The 20462-nt window shown below is 31.2% G+C and carries 18 protein-coding genes; 1 reads left to right on the top strand and 17 read right to left on the bottom strand.

The window, feature by feature from the left end:
• Positions 1 to 4 precede the first annotated feature (4 nt).
• Positions 5 to 1033 (bottom strand): deoxyguanosinetriphosphate triphosphohydrolase, encoded by a 1029-nt coding sequence (locus LGK95_RS03335; protein WP_226122214.1) that lies wholly within the window; start codon positions 1031 to 1033, stop codon positions 5 to 7.
• A gap of 221 nt (positions 1034 to 1254) precedes the next feature.
• On the opposite strand from LGK95_RS03335, the gene LGK95_RS03330 reads away from it, so the two are divergent.
• Positions 1255 to 2325: a CotS family spore coat protein gene (locus LGK95_RS03330; protein ID WP_226122212.1), complete on the top strand. Its 1071-nt coding sequence runs from the start codon at positions 1255 to 1257 to the stop codon at positions 2323 to 2325.
• 92 nt (positions 2326 to 2417) lie between these two features.
• Here the strand turns inward: LGK95_RS03330 and ppdK are convergent, their stop codons facing one another.
• From ppdK to dnaK, 16 genes are all read right to left on the bottom strand, one after another.
• Positions 2418 to 5054, bottom strand: a complete 2637-nt coding sequence (gene ppdK / locus LGK95_RS03325; protein ID WP_226122210.1) for a pyruvate, phosphate dikinase — start codon at positions 5052 to 5054, stop codon at positions 2418 to 2420.
• 268 nt (positions 5055 to 5322) lie between these two features.
• A complete protein-coding gene (locus tag LGK95_RS03320; protein ID WP_226122208.1) occupies positions 5323 to 6009 on the bottom strand; it encodes a DUF4342 domain-containing protein in 687 nt (228 codons plus the stop codon).
• 41 nt (positions 6010 to 6050) lie between these two features.
• A complete protein-coding gene (gene recO, locus LGK95_RS03315) occupies positions 6051 to 6803 on the bottom strand; it encodes a DNA repair protein RecO (RefSeq protein ID WP_226122311.1) in 753 nt (250 codons plus the stop codon).
• Positions 6804 to 6814: 11 nt separating this feature from the next.
• Positions 6815 to 7696 (bottom strand): GTPase Era, encoded by an 882-nt coding sequence (era, locus tag LGK95_RS03310; RefSeq protein WP_226122310.1) that lies wholly within the window; start codon positions 7694 to 7696, stop codon positions 6815 to 6817.
• A gap of 241 nt (positions 7697 to 7937) precedes the next feature.
• Positions 7938 to 8636, bottom strand: coding sequence for a diacylglycerol kinase (locus tag LGK95_RS03305; RefSeq protein ID WP_226122206.1), 699 nt, complete (start codon positions 8634 to 8636; stop codon positions 7938 to 7940).
• A gap of 62 nt (positions 8637 to 8698) precedes the next feature.
• The gene (gene ybeY / locus LGK95_RS03300) at positions 8699 to 9199 is read right to left on the bottom strand and encodes an rRNA maturation RNase YbeY (protein WP_226122204.1); all 501 of its coding nucleotides are present in this window, start codon (positions 9197 to 9199) and stop codon (positions 8699 to 8701) included.
• Positions 9200 to 9238: 39 nt separating this feature from the next.
• Entirely contained in the window at positions 9239 to 11359 is a 2121-nt protein-coding gene (locus LGK95_RS03295) for an HD family phosphohydrolase (RefSeq protein ID WP_226122195.1), read from the bottom strand.
• Between the two features lie 68 nt (positions 11360 to 11427).
• Positions 11428 to 12585 carry a sporulation protein YqfD gene (gene yqfD / locus LGK95_RS03290; protein WP_226122193.1) on the bottom strand — a complete coding sequence of 386 codons (1158 nt, stop codon included), beginning with the start codon at positions 12583 to 12585 and terminating at the stop codon, positions 11428 to 11430.
• Positions 12578 to 12862, bottom strand: a complete 285-nt coding sequence (gene yqfC / locus LGK95_RS03285; protein ID WP_226122190.1) for a sporulation protein YqfC — start codon at positions 12860 to 12862, stop codon at positions 12578 to 12580. Before yqfC ends, yqfD begins: the two co-directional genes overlap by 8 nt.
• Positions 12863 to 13221: 359 nt before the next feature.
• Positions 13222 to 13398: a 30S ribosomal protein S21 gene (gene rpsU, locus LGK95_RS03280; RefSeq protein ID WP_165413737.1), complete on the bottom strand. Its 177-nt coding sequence runs from the start codon at positions 13396 to 13398 to the stop codon at positions 13222 to 13224.
• Between the two features lie 221 nt (positions 13399 to 13619).
• Complete coding sequence (locus LGK95_RS03275; protein ID WP_226122189.1) at positions 13620 to 13970, bottom strand: histidine triad nucleotide-binding protein; 351 nt, start codon at positions 13968 to 13970, stop codon at positions 13620 to 13622.
• An 85-nt stretch (positions 13971 to 14055) separates the two neighbouring features.
• A complete protein-coding gene (mtaB, locus tag LGK95_RS03270; RefSeq protein WP_226122188.1) occupies positions 14056 to 15363 on the bottom strand; it encodes a tRNA (N(6)-L-threonylcarbamoyladenosine(37)-C(2))-methylthiotransferase MtaB in 1308 nt (435 codons plus the stop codon).
• Positions 15363 to 16130 carry a 16S rRNA (uracil(1498)-N(3))-methyltransferase gene (locus tag LGK95_RS03265; RefSeq protein WP_226122185.1) on the bottom strand — a complete coding sequence of 256 codons (768 nt, stop codon included), beginning with the start codon at positions 16128 to 16130 and terminating at the stop codon, positions 15363 to 15365. Before LGK95_RS03265 ends, mtaB begins: the two co-directional genes overlap by 1 nt.
• Positions 16131 to 16210: 80 nt before the next feature.
• Positions 16211 to 17146: a 50S ribosomal protein L11 methyltransferase gene (prmA, locus tag LGK95_RS03260; RefSeq protein WP_226122184.1), complete on the bottom strand. Its 936-nt coding sequence runs from the start codon at positions 17144 to 17146 to the stop codon at positions 16211 to 16213.
• A gap of 58 nt (positions 17147 to 17204) precedes the next feature.
• Positions 17205 to 18332, bottom strand: a complete 1128-nt coding sequence (dnaJ, locus tag LGK95_RS03255; RefSeq protein WP_226122178.1) for a molecular chaperone DnaJ — start codon at positions 18330 to 18332, stop codon at positions 17205 to 17207.
• A gap of 191 nt (positions 18333 to 18523) precedes the next feature.
• On the bottom strand, positions 18524 to 20389 hold the full coding sequence (dnaK, locus tag LGK95_RS03250; protein WP_226122176.1) for a molecular chaperone DnaK: 1866 nt from the start codon (positions 20387 to 20389) through the stop codon (positions 18524 to 18526).
• Positions 20390 to 20462 lie beyond the last annotated feature (73 nt).

Below are 20462 nucleotides of genomic sequence, written 5' to 3'. Positions count from 1 at the left end.
TAATTTAATAAACAACAAATTTAGGTACATATATATTATTAAAAAGCATTAAACAATAGTCATCACTCATGCCAGAGATATAATCAGCTACCCCAGTATGTAGGCCTTCTTCCTTAACTATATCTTTGTAAAAGTCAGGCATAGAAAGTGGATTGTTAAAGTAATAAGTAAATACATTAGTTACCACAAATTGTGCTTTTTGTCTTTCTTCCTTTAAAATTTCACCTTTATATATATTTTCAAACATAAAGTTTCTTAAATCCCCTAATGCACTTCCAACTTTTTCACTAAGAGATATCCCTATGTTTCCTTTATCTAAATTATTTATAGTATTATAAATACAATCTTTAACTAAAGTATCTATTCGCATGCCATGATTTGCTCCCAATATTTTAACAGTACCTTTGGGCAACATTTCCTCTGTTAACAATTTTGCTCTTATAGAATCGTCTATGTCATGATTTACATATGCAATCTTGTCACTATATCTAACAACTTGACCTTCAAGTGTTTTCGCCTTTCCATAAATCTCGGAAAAACCACTGTGGTTAAGAATTCCATCTAGTACTTCTTCACTTAAATTAAGTCCCGCACCTAGTTTTTCTATTTTGGTAAGCACTCTAATGCTATTTTCGTTGTGCCTAAACCCTCCAGGCAAAATATCATTAAGTACCTCTTCACCATTATGAGCAAAAGGTACATGCCCTATGTCATGACCTAATGCTATAGCTTCTATCAAATCTTCATTTAAGCCTATACCTTTCCCAATAGTTTTTGCTATCTGCGCGACTTCTAATGTATGCGTTAATCTTGTTCTGTAATGATCACTACTAGTCTTTATGTATACTTGAGTTTTATGCTTGAGTCTTCTAAATGATTTACAATTTATGATCCTATCTCTGTCCACCATATAACATGTTCTTATATCATCCTTATTCTCTAATTCTTTTCTGCCCTTTGAATTTATGGATAAAGCACCATGTTGTATAATAAATTTCCCTTCATTAGCTTCTATTTTTTCGCGGATATTCATAAATTCCCTCCTAAATCCAAAACTATAGTTACTATCATTATGTTTTTCTTTAATTTAGACCTTTTTAAACTAAATAGTTGGTAAGTAAGGTCATTATTTTTTGAAGTTACATTAGTTAGTATTCTACATATGAAATTAATTTCCCTTTTTTTATGTTAAACGTATAATATTTAAATTTTATTAATATTCTAGTAATGTAATAATTTTTTAGGAGTGTTAGGATGCCATCTACGGCTAAAGACTTTAATAACATAAATTTATTATCTGAAGAAAATGTAAAAAAATACATCTTACCGCAATATAACTTAACCAATGCTGATATCAAACAAATTAAATTTAAAGATACTGATAAACAAAGAGCTGTATATAAAGTACAATACTACGATGAATCTTATTGTTTAAAAAAAGTTTATTATTCTATAAAAGATTTGTTATTCGTATACTCAGCTATAGAATGGTTGCATAGAAACAACATTAATGTGCCTCGAATCCTTCCAACAAATACAAATAGTAGATTTGTAAACTATAATAATATGCTATTTATACTTACCCCTTGGATTAATGGAATAAAATGCGACTATGATAATATTGATCATGTACTAGTATGCAGTTCTAATCTTGCAAGTATGCATAAAGTAAGTATTAACTTTAAACCCATATGTGGTAGTTCAACGAAAGAGGACTATAAACCTTTAAGTACTTCGATATATAAACACTATGAAAGCCTTCTTAAGTATTCTAATTTAGCTTATAAATATAATGATGCCTTTTCAAGGCTCTATCTTGAACATTTTAATTCAAGTAGTAAGCTTGCTAAGTTTTCTGCAAACATTGCTTATGATATTAATCTTGATAATCTTACAAAATCGCTATGTCATCTTGACTATGTTAATAAAAACATTATCTTTGACACTAATAATGAGATATGGGTAATTGATTTTGATAAATGTAGAAATGACTATTGTGCCCATGATATTTCCTATTCTTTAAGGCGCCTACTTAAAAGAGACAGTACAAAATGGGATTTTAAGCTTGCGATAAGTTTTTTAGAATTATATGATACGATACTACCTTTAACCTTTGATGATTATAAGTATATTCTTGTTTATTTATCTTTCCCACAAAGGTACTGGAAAATATCAAGAGATTATTATAGTAATATTAATAAGTGCAACAAAAAAGCATTCTTAAATTTGCTGCATAATGCAACTAATAAAAATGATTATCAATTAGATTTTGTAGATAAATTTCAAACTTATATTGGAAACAAATTTAAAATAACTTTAAAATAAATTCATAATAACATAGTAAGTACAAGTAAAACGCCGCTGTAACCCAGCGGCGCTTTACTTGTACTTTATTAATTATATATAGGGAGAAATAATTATTTTTTTCTTGGATTATTTATTTCCGCTTGAGCTGCTGCAAGTCTTGCAACTGGCACTCTAAACGGTGAACATGATACATAATCAAGCCCTACATTATGACAGAATTCAACGGAAGATGGGTCTCCACCGTGTTCTCCACATATTCCGAGTTTTATATTTGGACGAACTTTTCGTCCAAGTTCAGAAGCTATTTCTATAAGTTTACCTACTCCAACTTGATCTAATTTTTGGAATGGATCAAATTCGAAAACTTTCTTATCATAGTAATCTTTTAAGAAGCTTCCAGCATCGTCTCTTGAAAATCCAAAAGTCATTTGTGTTAAATCATTTGTTCCAAAAGAGAAAAACTCTGCTTCTTCTGCTATTAAATCAGCTGTAAGTGCAGCTCTTGGTATTTCAATCATTGTACCAACCATGTACTTTAAATCACTGCCTTTTTCAGCTATAATTTCATCAGCTATTCTTACTACTATATCTTTAACATATTTTAATTCTTTAATTTCACCAACTAAAGGAATCATTATTTCTGGAACAATATTATATCCTTTTCTAGTCTTAACATCTATAGCAGCTTCAATTACCGCTCTAGTCTGCATCTCAGCTATCTCTGGGTATGATACTGCAAGTCTACATCCTCTATGTCCCATCATTGGGTTAACTTCATGTAATGCCTCAACTGTAGCTTTTAATTCTTCAAAACTTAGTCCCATATCACTTGCTAATTCTTTTATGTCCTCATCAGCATGTGGTAAAAATTCATGAAGAGGTGGATCTAAAAATCTAATTGTAGCTGGTTTCTCTTTAAGTTCTTCATAGATTCCTACAAAATCCCCTCTTTGCATTGGTAATAATTTCTCGAGTGCTACTCTTCTTTGCGCCTCATCTTTTGCAACTATCATTTCTCTTATTCTTATTATTCTATCAGTATCAAAGAACATATGCTCTGTTCTGCATAAGCCTACGCCTTCAGCTCCATATTTAACTGCTTGTGCAGTGTCCTTTGGGGTATCAGCATTGGTTCTTACTTTAAGGCTTCTTACTTCATCAGCCCAACCCATAAATATTTCAAAATAACCGTTTATCTCAGGCTCAACTGTTTTAATTACTCCAGCATATACATTTCCTGTACTCCCATCCATTGAAATAAAGTCACCTTCATGATAGATTGTTTTTCCAATTTGGAAATTCTTAGCTTGTTCATTAACTTTAATTTCTGAACATCCAGCAACACAACAAGTTCCCATACCTCTTGCAACAACTGCAGCATGCGATGTCATGCCGCCTCTTACTGTTAGTATACCTTCTGCAGCTACCATGCCTTCAATGTCCTCTGGCGACGTCTCAAGCCTTACAAGTATAACTTGGTTGCCAGCTTCATGTTTAGACTTTGCGTCCTCCGCTGTAAAGCAAACTTTTCCACAAGCTGCTCCAGGAGATGCAGGTAAGCCTTTAGCTATTACTTGAGATTTTTTTAATTCAGCTGCATCAAAGTTAGGGTGCAGTAATGAATCTAGTTGCTTTGGTTCAACCTTCATAAGTGCTTCTTTTTTTGTTAACATTCCTTCTTCAACAAGTTCAACAGCAATTTTCAATGCAGCTTGTGCAGTTCTCTTACCATTCCTTGTTTGTAAAAAGTATAATTTACCATCTTCAATTGTAAACTCCATATCTTGCATATCTTTGTTATGTGTTTCAAGAGTATTTACAATCACCATGAACTCCTCATATACTTTTGGCATATCTTTTTTAAGTTGTGATATATCTTGTGGTGTTCTTATTCCCGCAACTACGTCTTCGCCTTGTGCATTCATTAAGTATTCAGCAAATATTTGTTTTTCTCCAGTTGATGGATTTCTTGAGAATGCAACGCCCGTTCCTGATGTTTCACCTTTGTTACCAAACACCATTTCTTGAACGCTTACTGCCGTTCCCCATGCTCCTGGGATATCATTTAATCTTCTATAAACAATAGCACGAGGATTATCCCATGATCTAAATACCGCAGAAATTGACTCTATTAATTGAGTTCTTGGGTCACTTGGGAATTCTTCACCTTGATTTTCTTTATAAAATTCTTTAAATTGTTTTACTAACTTTTTCAAATCATTAGCGTCTAATTCTGTATCAAAATTCACGCCTTTTTCTTCTTTCATCTTATCCATCATATTTTCAAAGTTTCTTTTTTCAACGTCCATTACAACGTCGGCAAACATTTGGATAAATCGTCTGTAAGAATCATAAGCAAATCTTGGGTTATTTGTTATTTTAGCCATAACTTCTACTGTATCGTCATTTAGTCCAAGATTTAAGATTGTATCCATCATGCCAGGCATTGATGCTCTTGCTCCAGATCGAACTGATACAAGTAATGGATTTTCTAAACTTCCAAACTTCTTTCCTGTGATGTTTTCAAGTTCAGTCATTTTAGCATGAATATCACTAACGATTTCGGGTGCTATTAATTGACCATCCTCATAATACTTATTACAAGCTTCGGTAGTAACTGTAAACCCTTGTGGAACTGGAATTCCAAGGCTCGTCATATCTGCAAGATTTGCACCTTTTCCACCTAAAAGATTTTTCATTGAACGATTACCCTCGCTAAAAAGATAAATATACTTTTTATTTTCCATTTTCGCACAACCCCTTCGATTATAAATTATATATGATGATAAGTATAAATGGTATATATTTGAATTATAAACGTTTCCATCAATTCAATTTATGCTAAATTTTTACATACCATTTGTAACATTATAACACGTTTTTAAGATGAAATGTTGGTGTTGTTTGTTAAAAATGTTAAGTTTTAAATAATAAAAGCCAGCAACTAATAGTTACTGGCTTTTATAAGATTAAAAGTTATTATACTAATAATTTTTTAAAGAAAAAATAAAACTATTATTCAGTCTCTTTGTCTTGCACTTTATCATTTTTTTCGTTTTTTTCGTTTTCTTCGTTTTGCTTTTCTTCTTTCTCTTTTTCGTCAAATTTTACAGTATATTGGTATACATTTTCATTATTATTCTCTTTATCATCATTACTATTATTACTGTCTTTATTCTCTTTACTGCTTTTGTTAAAACTACCTTTAGTTTCATTAAATTTTTCTTTTACATCATCACTTATATCACTCATTTTATTTTTTACATCATCAACTGTATTTTTAATAATAGTATTAATTACTTCCACACTACCATCTGCTTTTGTTACCTCAATGGTGACTTTTGTGAGTACTGCAGTTAAAACACCTATAGCAATTAGAGCTGGATAAATTAATCCAAATATGCCTGCTGCAATGCCTGCATTAACAGGTATATCTATAATCACAGTCTGACCTTTCTTTATCTTTATCCTTGATACGTTACCTTTTCGTGCAGTGCTCTTTATCCATTCTAAAAGTTCATCCTTAGTAGTATACATTTCGTCCATATTGAATTTATTAGATTTTTTTTCTTTTGCTTCAATATAAATCAAAGCATTAACTACATCACTATCACATTCTTCTAATGCTTCCTTAGCATCCGTGTATGAAACGCCTGTTCTTTCTTTAATAATGTCAATTTTCTCTAGCGTAATTTCTGCCATTAAAATCATCCTCCTTATAATTTATCTAAGGTAAAATTAATTTATTGATCATTGTATTCCCTTAAATAATTAAACATTTCTAAGCTTTTTGGTTTCCTTGTATAATTTTGAGAAATAATAAAAGACAAAATTTTGTATAACTCAAGTTTTGACGATTGTGAAACAATAATTCTATTAATTTTATCCATACCAAAATTGTTTAAGAATTTTAATGTATTATATGTAGGATTTGATATATATATACTATTTAACTTTTCACACTCTTTACAAATTGGACCATATAATATGGAATCAATATTATTTGACATACTTATTTTCTTTCTACACTTAACACATTGACTAAAATTTAATTCATATCCTGTTGCTTTTAAAATTCTTAATTCAAAAGCTCTAGCTAGAATCTCTATATCCATAACGTCATTTTTTATAAAATAAAAGGCGGAAACTAAATCTCTAAAAAGATCTTTATTGACCTCATCGCTTTCCATTGCAATATCAATTAATTCATTAAAATATGAAGCATATGTAATTGTGTCTAGGTTTCTTAATAATTGCTGAAAAGAATCTATAATTGTAATCTCATTTATTGTATATAAATTTCTACCTTTAAAGAGTATAAATTCTCCATAAGTGCAAGGCAGAGTTGAAGATACATATCTGCTTTTATTTTTCCTAGCGCCTTTAGCTATGGCAGTTATTTTACCAAAATCCTCACTAAAAAGCCATACTAACTTATCATTCTCTTTAAACTCTTGAGTTTTTATAACTATAGCCCTAGTTTTAAAAATCGACAGAAAATCATCCCCTACTTATATCCGAGCTCTTTCAAGATACTTGAAGTATCTCTCCATTCTTTCTTTACCTTTACCCATAATCTCAGATGTATGTTTTCTTCTAATAATTTCATTATATCTTGCCTTGCATAAGTAGAAATTTGTTTTAGGGTTTTTCCACCTTTTCCAATTATTATACCCTTATGAGAATCTTTCTCACAAAGTAAGTTAACTTCAATATTGTAGATCTCCTTTTTATCCCTTTTCATAGAAATAATTTCTACTGCTATTCCATGTGGCACTTCTTGTGATAATAATTTCAAAGCCTTTTCTCTTATAATTTCAGTAATAATGAATCTTTCTTGCTGATCTGTAATCATATCTTCTGGGTAATATAAAGGGCCTTCTGGCATGTTCTCTTCTACAAGTTTAGTAACTATGTCAACATTTTTACCTTTTATAGCAGCAATTGGTATTATTTCTTTAAAATCAAAATACTCAGAATAACCTTGAACAGTTTTAGCTACCCTCTCTTGGGTATTCTCATCAATCTTATTAACTAATAAAAACACAGGTATCTTAGTATTTTTAAACTGTTCGAGAATATGCATATCACCTTTATCAATTTCATCTCCTGGCGTAGTAATAAATAATATAACATCTACTTCACTCGCAGATTGCTTTGCTACTTTAACCATATATTCTCCTAGTTTATGTCTAGGTTTATGCATTCCTGGAGTATCTACAAATATTATTTGAGATTCTTTAGTCGTTAAAATTGTTTGTATGTTATTTCTTGTAGTTTGGGGTCTGTTAGACACAATTGATAATTTCTCCCCCATTATATAATTAATTAATGTAGATTTACCTACATTAGGCCTTCCAATAATAGTTACGAATCCTGATTTAAACATATATCCTCCTTTTGTTATCTTACTTTGGTAAATCTTCTTTAGTAAAAGCACCAATATCTTATTCATGGTTTTTCTTATATATTCATCTTAATTTTTTACTAATATAATTTGTATACCTTTTACCTTATATAAGTAGTTTTACGCGAAAAATCACGTATAATAATTATATCACTAATAATTAGTATTTCAATAACATTATAATTAAATTCAGGATATTATGTATCTGAAAAAAAAGTGTAAATCATCCTAAAACTTTGAATAATAGTAATGTTAATAAAGTTCCAAATACAGCACCAAAAACTACTTCTATAATGGAATGAATTTCTGAGTCAACTCTGCTTTGGGCGACAATTCCAGCTATAAAATAAGATAATACCATAATTAAAGGTTCATTGCTCAATAATGTTATGGTTGTTGCTACTGAAAAAGCAATAGTTGCATGACCACTTGGCATACCTCCCCTAAGAGGAGTTCCTTCACCATAAATTGCCTTAACTACCACTGTAGCAATACAAACTATAACTAGTATAAAGAATATCATGTGAGGGTCAGATCTTTTAAGTTTTAGCATCACCGTTCTATTAAGTGGAGTTACTCTATCCCAAAAGATTACATATCCTACTAGGACAGAATTTATAGCAGTTACTAGAACCGCACCAGCAGCAACATTTTTGGCAATTTTTGCTAGTGGATGGAAGTAGTTTGTTGTAGCATCTATTGCACACTCTACTGCGGTATTTATCATTTCAGCAACTATTACCAATGTTATAGTTATGGTAATAATTAAAAGTTCTATCTTGGACAAATCATAGAAAAATGTGGCTGTAAGCACTAATATTGTAGTTAACATATGTATTTTCATATTTCTTTGTGTTCGAATTGAGTATATGATTCCTTCAATAGCATAATTAAAACTATCAACTAATTTCTTAACTTTCATACTTAACCACCTTTAAAAATATTCTCATACATTAAGGCACATGAAATGGGCCAAAATGTATTTTATCTAGAAATATTAAAATTATTGAGTATTTCTTCTTCTCTCACTCTCATAATATTTTTTTCTACTCCATCCATGTGATCATACCCAAGCAAATGTAGAATGGAATGCACCGTAAGGTATGCACATTCGCGAATAAAGGAATGTCCAAATTCTTCACTTTGTTGCTTAGATTTTTCAAGAGATAATGCGACATCACCAATTACTAACTTACCATCATATAAATCACTTTGGTCAAATTGATAATTTACGTACACATCTTTAAATACCTTATTATCTGGGTAATGTAGCATAGGAAAAGATAGCACATCCGTAACTTTATCTATTCCACGTTGCTTTGAGTTTATTTCTTTAATTTCTTCATTATCTATAAATATAACACTTACTTCGTTTTCTATAAAAAGTTTTTCTTCATGGAGTGTATACTCAATGACATCTTTTATAGCAGTTTCTAGTTCCTTCGTAACTTCAATCTTATTTTGCCTGTTATCAATATAAATCATACTTATTCATACTCCTCTACTTCGTCACTCAAAAACGAATTATTTATTTTCAAGTTCCTTATCCTTTTGCCATTTTTCTAAAGGATACTCTATTCTATCATGGTATATACCTGAAAGCACTTTCATAAATGATGCTCTAATCTTTTCTAAATCTTTTAAAGTTAAATCACAATTATTTAGTTGCCCGTCATTAAGCCTATTCTTTATTAAATTATTTACCATTTCCTCAATTTTACCTTTTGTATGATTAGGAATTGATCTTACAGCCGCTTCAACTGCATCTGAGAGCATTATAATTGCAGCTTCCTTGCTTTCCGGATTAGGTCCTTGGTATCTAAAATTCTCTTCCTTAATTTCATCTGGATTATCACTAGAATTTTTCATAGTTACATAAAAATATTTAACTAAAGTAGTACCATGATGCTGAACAATTACATCTTGAATCACCTTAGGTATCTTATATTCTTTTGCAAGCTCAAGTCCATCCTTAACATGAGAAATTATTATAAGTGTACTTAGATTCGGAGTTATCTTATCATGTGGATTGTCATTTCCTAGTTGATTTTCTTTAAAGAAATAGGGTCTTTTAATCTTGCCAATATCATGATAATATGCAGAAACCCTTGCAAGAACAGGATTTGCACCAACTGCTTCTGCTGCAACTTCCGCAAGATTAGCTACAATTACAGAGTGATGGTAACTTCCTGGCGCTTCTAAAAGCAACCTTTTTAATAATGGATGATTAGGGTTTGATATTTCTAGTAGCTTAACTGTAGTTACAATATCAAAAAAGCTTTCGAAAAATGGTAAAAATCCTATAGTAAGTACTCCAGATATAAGACTTGCAATATATACCATTCCTGCTTTTTTTAAAACATCCATTATACTATTACTTAGTAAAAATCCCATAGAGAGATACACCATCAAATTAACCATTGCAATATATATGGATGAATATAGTATATCATTCCTTTGTTGCATTTTCTTGAGTAACATAACCCCCACAATGGAGTTAAGCACAGCCAATATTGTAATCTCAAAGTTGAAATTAACTGCAACACTTATAAGAATGCAGTTAAAAACATTTAAAGTCATAGCTACTTCATCATTAATTAAAATAGCCATAAGCATTGGTACACATGCTAGTGGAATTACAAACAAAGAGGTTATACCTAATACTCTGGCAAGCAATATAGCAATTATATTAAGAATATTTAGCATAATCAACTTTTTAATATCATTAAATATTTTCGGATGGTACTTATATAAATAATACCATTGAAGTAAAATTACAAGGCAAACGAGTGCTGATAAACTTAAATATAATGACCATTCAATACTATCAGTATTATCTAGTAGTCCCAATGATTCAAGTAGTGCCTCTTGCTGTGAGGTTAATGGCTCTCCCTCTTTTACAATTATCTGATCCTTCTTGATCATGACAGGCACAACGTTCTTTTTCGCTTCTTCTATTAAAATCTCTGTCCCTTGCTTATCATATATTGTATTAGGCTGAACCTCAACATTTGCAATGGCCATTCCTATTTCTCTTATATCTTTTGAAAAATTCGAGTTATTAAAAGCTGTCGCAATAATGCCCTGTGCCATGACAATTTCTTCAGGTTTATTTTCATTTATTGTTGTTACCTCATAAAGTGTTGTCATTGTGTCTTTAAGAAATTTTTCTAGTTCATTAGCCTCACTACTATCTAAGTTTATTAAAGTCTGATATTTTTCATAGGTAAAATTAGAAATTGAATTTTTAATTTTGAGTGAATCTATTTTTTCCTTTTCAGATAATAGTTTAACAGTTGAGTTTCCATCTTTTGTAGATGAACTACTAGTACCTGTAGTGTTTAACCCTTCTACTTTGGTAAATAAATCACCAATATGTTTTACTGCCGTTTCATTTACGGGAATTTTAATTGTTTTTTTTCCTATATCTTCTACAGCCTTAACTCTATTGTTTTCAGTGGATATTTCATTTTCAACTTCCCTAGGCGCCTTTATATCTACATTCGCAATATCCCCAACATTTAATGTATACTTTTTCGGAACTAATGCAGTTACTAAAATTAAAAACATTATAATCGCCGTAACTGCAAATATCAAATAGGGTTTTGCTTTATTAAGTTTCATAAGCTCCCCGATATTTTTCATATTCAATCCCCACCTTTTCTTCTCACGTAAACTAAAAAATATATTAATCCTTATTTTGCTCATATTCACTATTTTTTTTCGGGTGTACTTTTAACTTCAGGTACTATACTTGCTTCGGAAGCTACATTCTCTTCAGCAACAACCAATACTCTGATTAAGTATTTATTTTTCTCCTTTTTAACATTTTCAATCCTGTCTATAATTTTTACATTTTTGTCCAAATCCTTAAATATATTGGAATATAATTCTTTCACTATCTTAGTTGAATCAGCAGGTATATTTTTTTCTTCAACTTCATAATAGCTTTCTTTAGTTATTAGTTTATTGCTATTTTCTATTTTATCATAATTAGTATACGGAATTAAGCTATTTTTCAGATATATTTTTTTATTTGCTAACTTAATGTATAAATTAGTTATACTTTTTCCTGTTTTAACTTTCGTTATTTTATTTAAGGGAACTTCTTTAATCTTCTCGTAAAAAGTTCTAGCAATAACTTCTCCCTGTGCATGCGCAGGATAAAGACCTTCTTCTTTACCTTGTTCCCCTTTAACTAGTATATCTCCCTTTTGTATAACGTCCCCATCAATCACAATAGCTGTACCACCAGTTGTAAATACTCTAGACACTATACCATCTTTCGTGGCTATTAAATTACAGGGTGTTTGATTACTAACTATAATCGGTGGTGATTGTCTTTCTATTACATCAACTTTTAATTTAACACCGTCAATCCTTGCTTTTACCCACATTATTTCATCATTGCTTCTTGTAATCTTATTTTCAATCTCGTATACATCTATATTTTTTTTCCTTTGGCCTGGTCTTATCCCAAAACTTTTAATCTGATTACGTAGTTCATACGGACTTATATAATTCTCAGTATTAATTTCTATGTTCCATACAAATGTAGACAAATAATATAATATGCCTGCGAACAAAACTACGCCTAATAAAAGTGCAGTTCGGCTTCTTAATTTTATTAAAATAAATGATACTCCACTTCTTCCAATAATTTTAACCCTTGTATTGGTTCGTTTGGCCACTTTACTGATCTCACCATAATCACTTAATTTCACTTCTAAGATTACAGTTGTTATGTTAATTTTCCTTATATTTTTGACTACAACATTATTTTTCCATAGTAAGTTAATGAATTTTTCTGGTATCAGTGATTGAATTTCCATTGTAATAATACCTTTTTTATACTTTTTAAAATTATTCATGACTTTCATACACAACTGACTTAAAGTTTCCACTTAAAGTTATTGTGTTTCCCCCTATAAATAATATTTTAAAATTTTTACCGTATATTGAAATAGGACCCACATTTGAATTTATTTTTATTTGTTCTTCTTCAAATATTACTACACCTTTATGGTTTTCTATATTTATTTCATTATTAGCCAAAATAGTAATTTTGGGTAAATCTAACAGTATATCTCTTGGCAAATCTAACTTGCTAGCTATAATTTCTTTTGTTTTATAAAATTTATTATCCATAACACTCACCTCACAAAAATACTTCATACTAAATTTATGAAGAAAAGCCCTAAGAAATTACAGTTTTTAAACTTTATAATTCTCCCAATAAAAAAAAGACCCAGCAAATGCTGAGTCTTTCGTTTATTCAAATTCTATTATACTATTTAACTAATAAGCTTACCTTCTATATTGCCCATAAATTTAAGCAATAAGGCAAACATAATTTTCCCATGTATTTCATACCAATATCCCCAAATTACACCACTGCTTTTATGAATAGCTCTAAATTTATGATTTAGTTAACTGCTGAGGAAGGTATTTTAACAAGATTATTTTAATAACAAATTAAATCTTGTTGCTTTCCAATTTCAAAAATTCTATTTAAATTTTCTCTTTCTTGCAGCTTCTGATTTCAACTTCTTTTTAACACTTGGTTTTTCATAGTGCTCTCTTTTTCTTACTTCTCCGAGAACTCCACTTCTTGCGCACTTTTTCTTAAACCTTCTTAAAGCATTCTCAATTGTCTCGTCTGCTCCAACCTTAATTTCTGACATCATTATCCCTCCCTCCGCTAGCTCAATTCATTTTAAAAGCAGCTAATGCGGGGCCTAAATAGCACATTTTTTATTATACAACACACTTTTATATAATGTCAACATTTTCATTGCTATTTTGTTATATATAATGTGTTTTTATATAAACAATATTAATAATTACAACTATGATTTGCAAATTAACATATCAACTATTGATTTACTTGAATACCCCTTTTATGTTAACCTGGTGGCCACTTAAGCATCCTTCCACCTAGCAAATGAAAGTGTAAATGCTCAACGGTTTGACCGCCTTGCTTTCCAGAATTAGAAACAATTCTATATCCAGTCTCATCAATTCCCAAAGTTTTCACAATTTTCTTTGCAACCATAAATATATGCCCTATTAATTCTGCCTCATCTTGGTTTAGTGAATTTACGTTATTAATATGTTGCCTTGGAATAATAATAACATGAACAGGTGCCTCAGGACTTATGTCATTAAAAGCTATAACTTTATCATCTTCATAAACCATATCACAAGGAATTTGTTTTTTTATAATTTTACAAAATATACATTCTTCCTTTTCCATATAATCACCTCCCAATCATCTTATAATATACTATTCAACGTAAAACTTCATTTTCCTGCTTATAAATTAACTACTTTCATAATTTTTATAATTCTTGCACTTCTCCAATTAAATGATCGTCCTTGCATTCTATAAATTTAGTTATATGAAATTCGCATTCTATGTTTTGTTTTGCCTTCACCATAACCTTTATATAATTGTCAGTGTAGCCTTCATATTCATCTTCACTAGTTGGAGATTTTAACTCATATAAAACATTCATGCATTTTCCTTTAAATTCACTTATATGTTTCTTCTCGAGTATATTATTAAGTGCAATAAGCTTATGACTTCTATCTTCTTTTATATTCCCATCTATCTGCTTTTTTATTTGCGCAGCTTTAGTTCCTTTTCTTGGGCTATACTTAAAAATATGCATTTTTGATAATTCTAAGTCCTTTAAAAAAGCATAAGTTTTATCAAACTCTTCTTGGGATTCTCCAGGGAAGCCTACAATTACGTCAGTAGTTATAGATACCCCCTCAATATTACTACGAATATTTTCTACTACGCTCTTATATTCCTTTGCTGTGTAATGCCTATTCATTCTTTTAAGTGTTTCATCACAACCACTTTGAAGTGAGAGGTGGAAATGATGGCATAGTTTCTTAAACGACTTTATTTTTTCAATAACGCCCTCCGTAAAAAAGGTTGGGTCTATTGATCCTATTCTTATTCTTTCAATTCCTGGAACCTTATCCACTTCTTCTAAAACTCTAACTAAATTCCAACCACCTTCTAAATCCAATCCAAAAGAAGCTATATGTATGCCTGACAAAAGAATTTCTTTAAAACCATTTGCAGCTAACTCATAAACCTCTGATACTATTTTCTCTGGTTTTTTACTACATACAGCTCCCCTTGCGTAAGGTATCAAGCAATAAGAACAAAACCTATTGCAACCGTCTTGAATTTTTACAAAAGCTCTTGTTCTGTCTTTATACTCTTTTATATTTAAGTTTTCGAATACTTTATTTTTTAAAACATCACTAACTTCTATAACCTGTTTCTTTTCTTCTCTATACCTATTTACCCAATAAACTATATCACCCTTATTTCGACTACCCAAAACTACGTCAACGCCATCAATGCTTGCAACTTCGGTTGCTGCAATTTGTGCATAACATCCAACCACTGCAATAACAGCTGCATCATTTAATCGTCTTGCCCGTCTAATCATCTGTCTTGACTTTTTATCGCCCATATTAGTAACCGTGCAAGTATTAATAACATACACATCTGAAACCTCATCATATTCCGTTACTTCATATCCGTCTTTAATGAATTTTTCAACCATTGCTTCTGATTCATACTGATTTACTCTACACCCTAAGGTAGTGATTGCAACTTTCATCACGCATTCCCTCCTAGATCTCCCAGCTCATACATTATAAGACTTAAACATGTAAACCCTGCAGTCTCAGTTCTAAGTATCCTTGGTCCTAAAGTAATTATTTTTGCTCCTATTTCTTTGAGTTTTGATATCTCAATTTCTTCAAATCCACCCTCTGGTCCTATGATAATTGCAACTTTATTGATATGTATTTTATCTATATTCTCTACTAACTTCTTTATCCCATAACCTTCTTCATTTTCATAGGGAACAACCACTAAATCCATATGCTTTAATTCGCCCAGTAAATTATCAAACTCTATAGGTACATTTATTTTAGGAACCAAACTTCTTTTGCTTTGCTTAGATGCTTCAAGGGCTATCCTATTCCATCTATCTAATTTCTTACACTCTTCCTTTTTAAACTCCTTAAGGTGAGTTTTAACAACTACTCTCTCTGTAATTATAGGTGTTATAGCTTTAACTCCGAGTTCAGTATTTTTTTGAACTATTAAATCCATTTTTGTAGATTTAGGCATGCCTTGAAATAAGTATACTTCAATGGGACTTTCATTATTTATGGAACTTTCTTCTAGTAAATTTACATTTACAACTTTCTTATCTATAAGAGTTATTTCTCCTACATACTCTTTCCCTTCGGAGTTGTTTATACTTATCTTGTCTCCAACTTGAAGCCTTAATACCCTATATATATGTTTAACATCTTCTCCATCTATAATAGCATTATTACCATCTATATTCATTTTTGGAACAAAAAATTTATGCATAATTTATTCTCCTCAAACCTTACCACATTCTAATAAGAATCAAACCAATATGATAGTTTATTTTAATTCACCTTATTTTACTATAACTTCGCAACTATACAAACCCATTCGCCCTCAATATTTATCTCCTCAATTTTAAAACCACACTGGGTTAACTTAGTTATTACTTCATCTTTTTTACTTAGAATTATACCTGAGGATATAAAGTATCCACCGCAAGCTATGAATTCCTTAACTTGATCCGTCAAAAATATAATAATATCAGCCATAATATTTGCTATAACTATACTAGCCTTTCCTTTAACAACTTCCATTAAGTCACCATATAGAATCTCAATGTTACTTATATCATTGTAGCTGACATTCTGCCTTGCAGAATCAACTGCAACAGGATCCAAGTCAACTCCTATAGTGTTTTTAGCCCCAAGCTTAGCCGCAGCGATAGACAATATCCCAGAACCTGTTCCTATATCAAAAACTACGGAATCTTTGTTTACGTGCTTCTCTAGTGCTTTTATACACATTCTAGTAGTTTCATGAGAACCAGTTCCAAAAGCCATGCCTGGGTCTAGTTCCACAATTATTTCATCAGGTTTTTTATCATACTTTTCCCATATAGGCTTTATAACTACCTTTTCTCCTACCTTTATAGGTTTATAATACTTTTTCCAGTTATTTTCCCAGTCTTCTTCATTTACCTTTGCAGCATTTACTGATCCTACACCTTTATCTAAACCAAACTTTGGCAAATTACTTACTCCTGCTTTAATTTCTTCTAAGTGCTTATCAAAGTTATTATCTTCTTTATAGTATCCCTTAATTACAACCTCACTATTTGTATCTATAATTGTTTCATCAAAATAATCCCAATCTGTAGTATGGTCTCTCCTATAAATTAGATCTAAGGGATCCAAAATAGAAACTCCTTCTACTCCAGTATTATATAGCATTGCTGAAACTGCCTCAACTGCCTCACTACTTGTTATTATGGTTACTTCAATCCAGTCTTTATTCATAATTTCTCTCCTTATTTATAATAAAAAACCCCGTTTTACAAAACGGAGTTTTTTATAATTATTTACCTAATATTTTATCTACAAAAGACTTTTTACTTTCATCAAAGCAGGCTATACTCTCGCCACTAGCTTCCATAAATACTTTTAAGGCGTCTTTTTGTTTATCATTTAAGGATTTTGGAATATCAACAATAACCTTTACGTATTGATCTCCTCTTCCATGTCCGTTTACTCTAGGGATTCCCTTACCCTTAAGCCTAAATACAGTTCCAGATTGTGTTCCTCCTGGAACTTTATATTTAACGTCTCCATCTACCGTTGCTACTTTAATTTCAGTACCCATGGATGCATAACCAAAGCTTATATGGGATTCTATATGAATATCATTACCATTTCTCTTAAAGGTTTTATGGGGAGCTACTCTGATATTAATATACAAATCTCCTGCTGGGCCACCCTTTTCCCCTTGTTCTCCTTGCCCTCTTAATGGCATAACATTTCCAGTATCAACTCCACCTGGAACGTTGATTTTAATTTTTCTATTTTTTCTCTCTTTTCCAGAACCGTGACAATTTTTACATGGTTCAGCTATTATATGGCCCTTGCCTCCGCACTTATCACAAGTACTCATACTAGCGAAGCTTCCAAAAGCTGTGTTTCTCTGAACTTTTATCTGTCCATTTCCGCCACACTTATCACAGGTCTTAGGTGTTGTACCAGCTTTAGCACCGCTACCACCGCACTCACCACATTTTTCATTTCTTGTAATAGATATCTCTTTTTCAACACCAAAAACAGACTCCTCAAAATGTAAACTTAGATTATATTCTAAATCTGCACCTTTTCTTGGACCATTCTGATTTCTTTGAGAAAATCCACCACCTCCACCAAATATGTCACCAAATATATCACCAAATCCACCAAAACCTGAAAAATCAGAACTACCTTCAAATCCTGCTCCACCAGCATCAGCTGTACCATATTGATCATATCTTGATCTTTTTTCTGAATTAGATAAAACTTGGTATGCCTCATTCATTTCTTTGAATTTATCTTCAGCTTCTTTATTACCTGGATTTCTATCTGGATGGTACTTTAACGCACCTTTTTTAAAAGCTTTCTTAATTTCTTCCTCACCGGCATCTCTTTCTATGCCAAGAGTTTCATAATAATCTTTATTTGCCATCTAGCTCTTCACCACCTAAAATATATATGCTTTTATATTATAACTAATCCCTAATATAAACTAATCCTTAAAATAATACAACTCTTATTATTATATAGTTTATCTATAACTATTGATAATACTGTTTTACTTAAGGCAAATTAAAATTAGGGAAGGGTAGTTACCCATCCCTAATTTAATTATTTTATTAATTATTTATCTTCTTTTTTTTCTTCTTCTTTCTTTTCATCTTCATCTACTTTGTAATCAGCATCTACTACATTGTCATCTTGCTTAGCATCTCCAGAAGCTGTATCTTCACCTTGAGCTTTTGTTGATTCTGCTTCTGCTTGATATATTTTTGTAGTTACTGCATAAAATGCCTCAGTTAACTCTTCAGTAGATTTCTTAGTAGCCTCTGTATCTTCACCATCTTTAATCTTTTTAAGAGCTTCTAATTTATCTTGAATATCTTTCTTATCTTCCTCTGACACTTTTTCTCCGAGGTCAGTTAAGCTTTTTTCAGTTTGATATACTAACTGTTCTGCATTATTCTTGACTTCAATTTCTTCTTTTCTTTTCTTATCTTCACCTGCAAATTTTTCTGCTTCTTTTACTGCTTTATCAATTTCATCATCGCTTAAATTAGTTGATGCTGTAATTGTTATTTTAGCTTCTTTTCCTGTTCCTTTATCTTTAGCTGATACATTAACAATGCCGTTAGCATCTATATCAAAAGTAACTTCTATTTGTGGAATTCCTCTTGGTGCTGATGCAATTCCTGAAAGAGTAACTCTTCCTAGTGATTTGTTACCTGCAGCCATTTGACGCTCACCTTGAACAATGTTAATTTCAACTGATGTTTGACCATCTGCAGCTGTTGAGAATACCTGACTCTTTTTAGCAGGAATTGTAGTATTTCTTTCAATTAATGGAGTAGCTATTCCGCCTAAAGTTTCAATTCCTAGTGTTAATGGAGTTACATCAAGAAGTAAAACATCTTTAACTTCTCCACTTAATACTCCTGCCTGAACTGCTGCACCGAGTGCTACACATTCGTCTGGATTTACTCCCTTTGAAGGTTCTTTACCAGTGAAGTTTTTAACTGCATCTTGAACTGCTGGTGTTCTTGTTGAACCACCTACAAGTACAATCTTATCTATTTCGCTAAGAGATAAACCTGCGTCTGCAAGTGCTTTTTTCATTGGTTCAATTGTTGAATTAACTAAATCATGAGTTAATTCATTGAATTTTGCTCTTGTTAAATTCATATCTATATGCTTAGGGCCTGTTGCATCAGCAGTTATGAATGGTAAATTAATATTTGTTTGTGTTGATGATGATAATTCTATTTTAGCTTTTTCAGCAGCCTCTTTAAGTCTTTGAAGTGCCATTTTATCATTTCTTAAATCTATTCCATTATCTGCTTTAAAAGTATCTGCTATATGGTTCATAACCTTTTGGTCAAAATCATCTCCACCAAGCTTAGTATTTCCGTTAGTAGATTTAACTTCGAATAAACCATCACCAAGTTCTAGTATAGATACATCAAATGTACCGCCGCCTAAATCATATACTAATATTTTTTGATTAACATCCATTTTATCTAAACCATAAGCTAATGCTGCTGCTGTTGGCTCGTTTATTATTCTCTTTACTTCAAGTCCAGCTATTTTTCCTGCATCCTTTGTTGCTTGTCTTTGGCTATCATTGAAATATGCAGGTACAGTTATAACTGCTTCTGTAACTGATTCTCCTAAATAGGCCTCAGCATCTGCTTTTATTTTTTGTAATATATAAGCTGATATTTCTTGTGGTGTATGTGTTTTTCCGTCTATAGTTACTTTGTGATCAGTACCCATTTCTCTTTTTATTGACATTATTGTTTTATCTGGATTTGTTATTGCTTGTCTTTTAGCCACTTGACCAACTAATCTTTCACCATTTGCTTGAAATGAAACTACAGATGGTGTAGTTCTTGCACCTTCTGAATTTGAAATTACTACGGGTTCTCCACCCTCCATAACTGCTACACATGAATTAGTTGTACCTAAATCTATTCCTATAATTTTTCCCATTATTATTTCCTCCCTATATTCCTTTTATACCATAGCAATTATAATTGTTATGATATTTATATTTTTTATATTT

Origin of the sequence: Clostridium algoriphilum, from assembly GCF_020443705.1 — a bacterium.
GTDB classification, from domain to species: domain Bacteria; phylum Bacillota; class Clostridia; order Clostridiales; family Clostridiaceae; genus Clostridium_AD; species Clostridium_AD algoriphilum.
The sequence above is the reverse complement of the archived record's forward strand: the minus strand, read 5'-3'. Positions and strand labels throughout refer to the sequence as shown.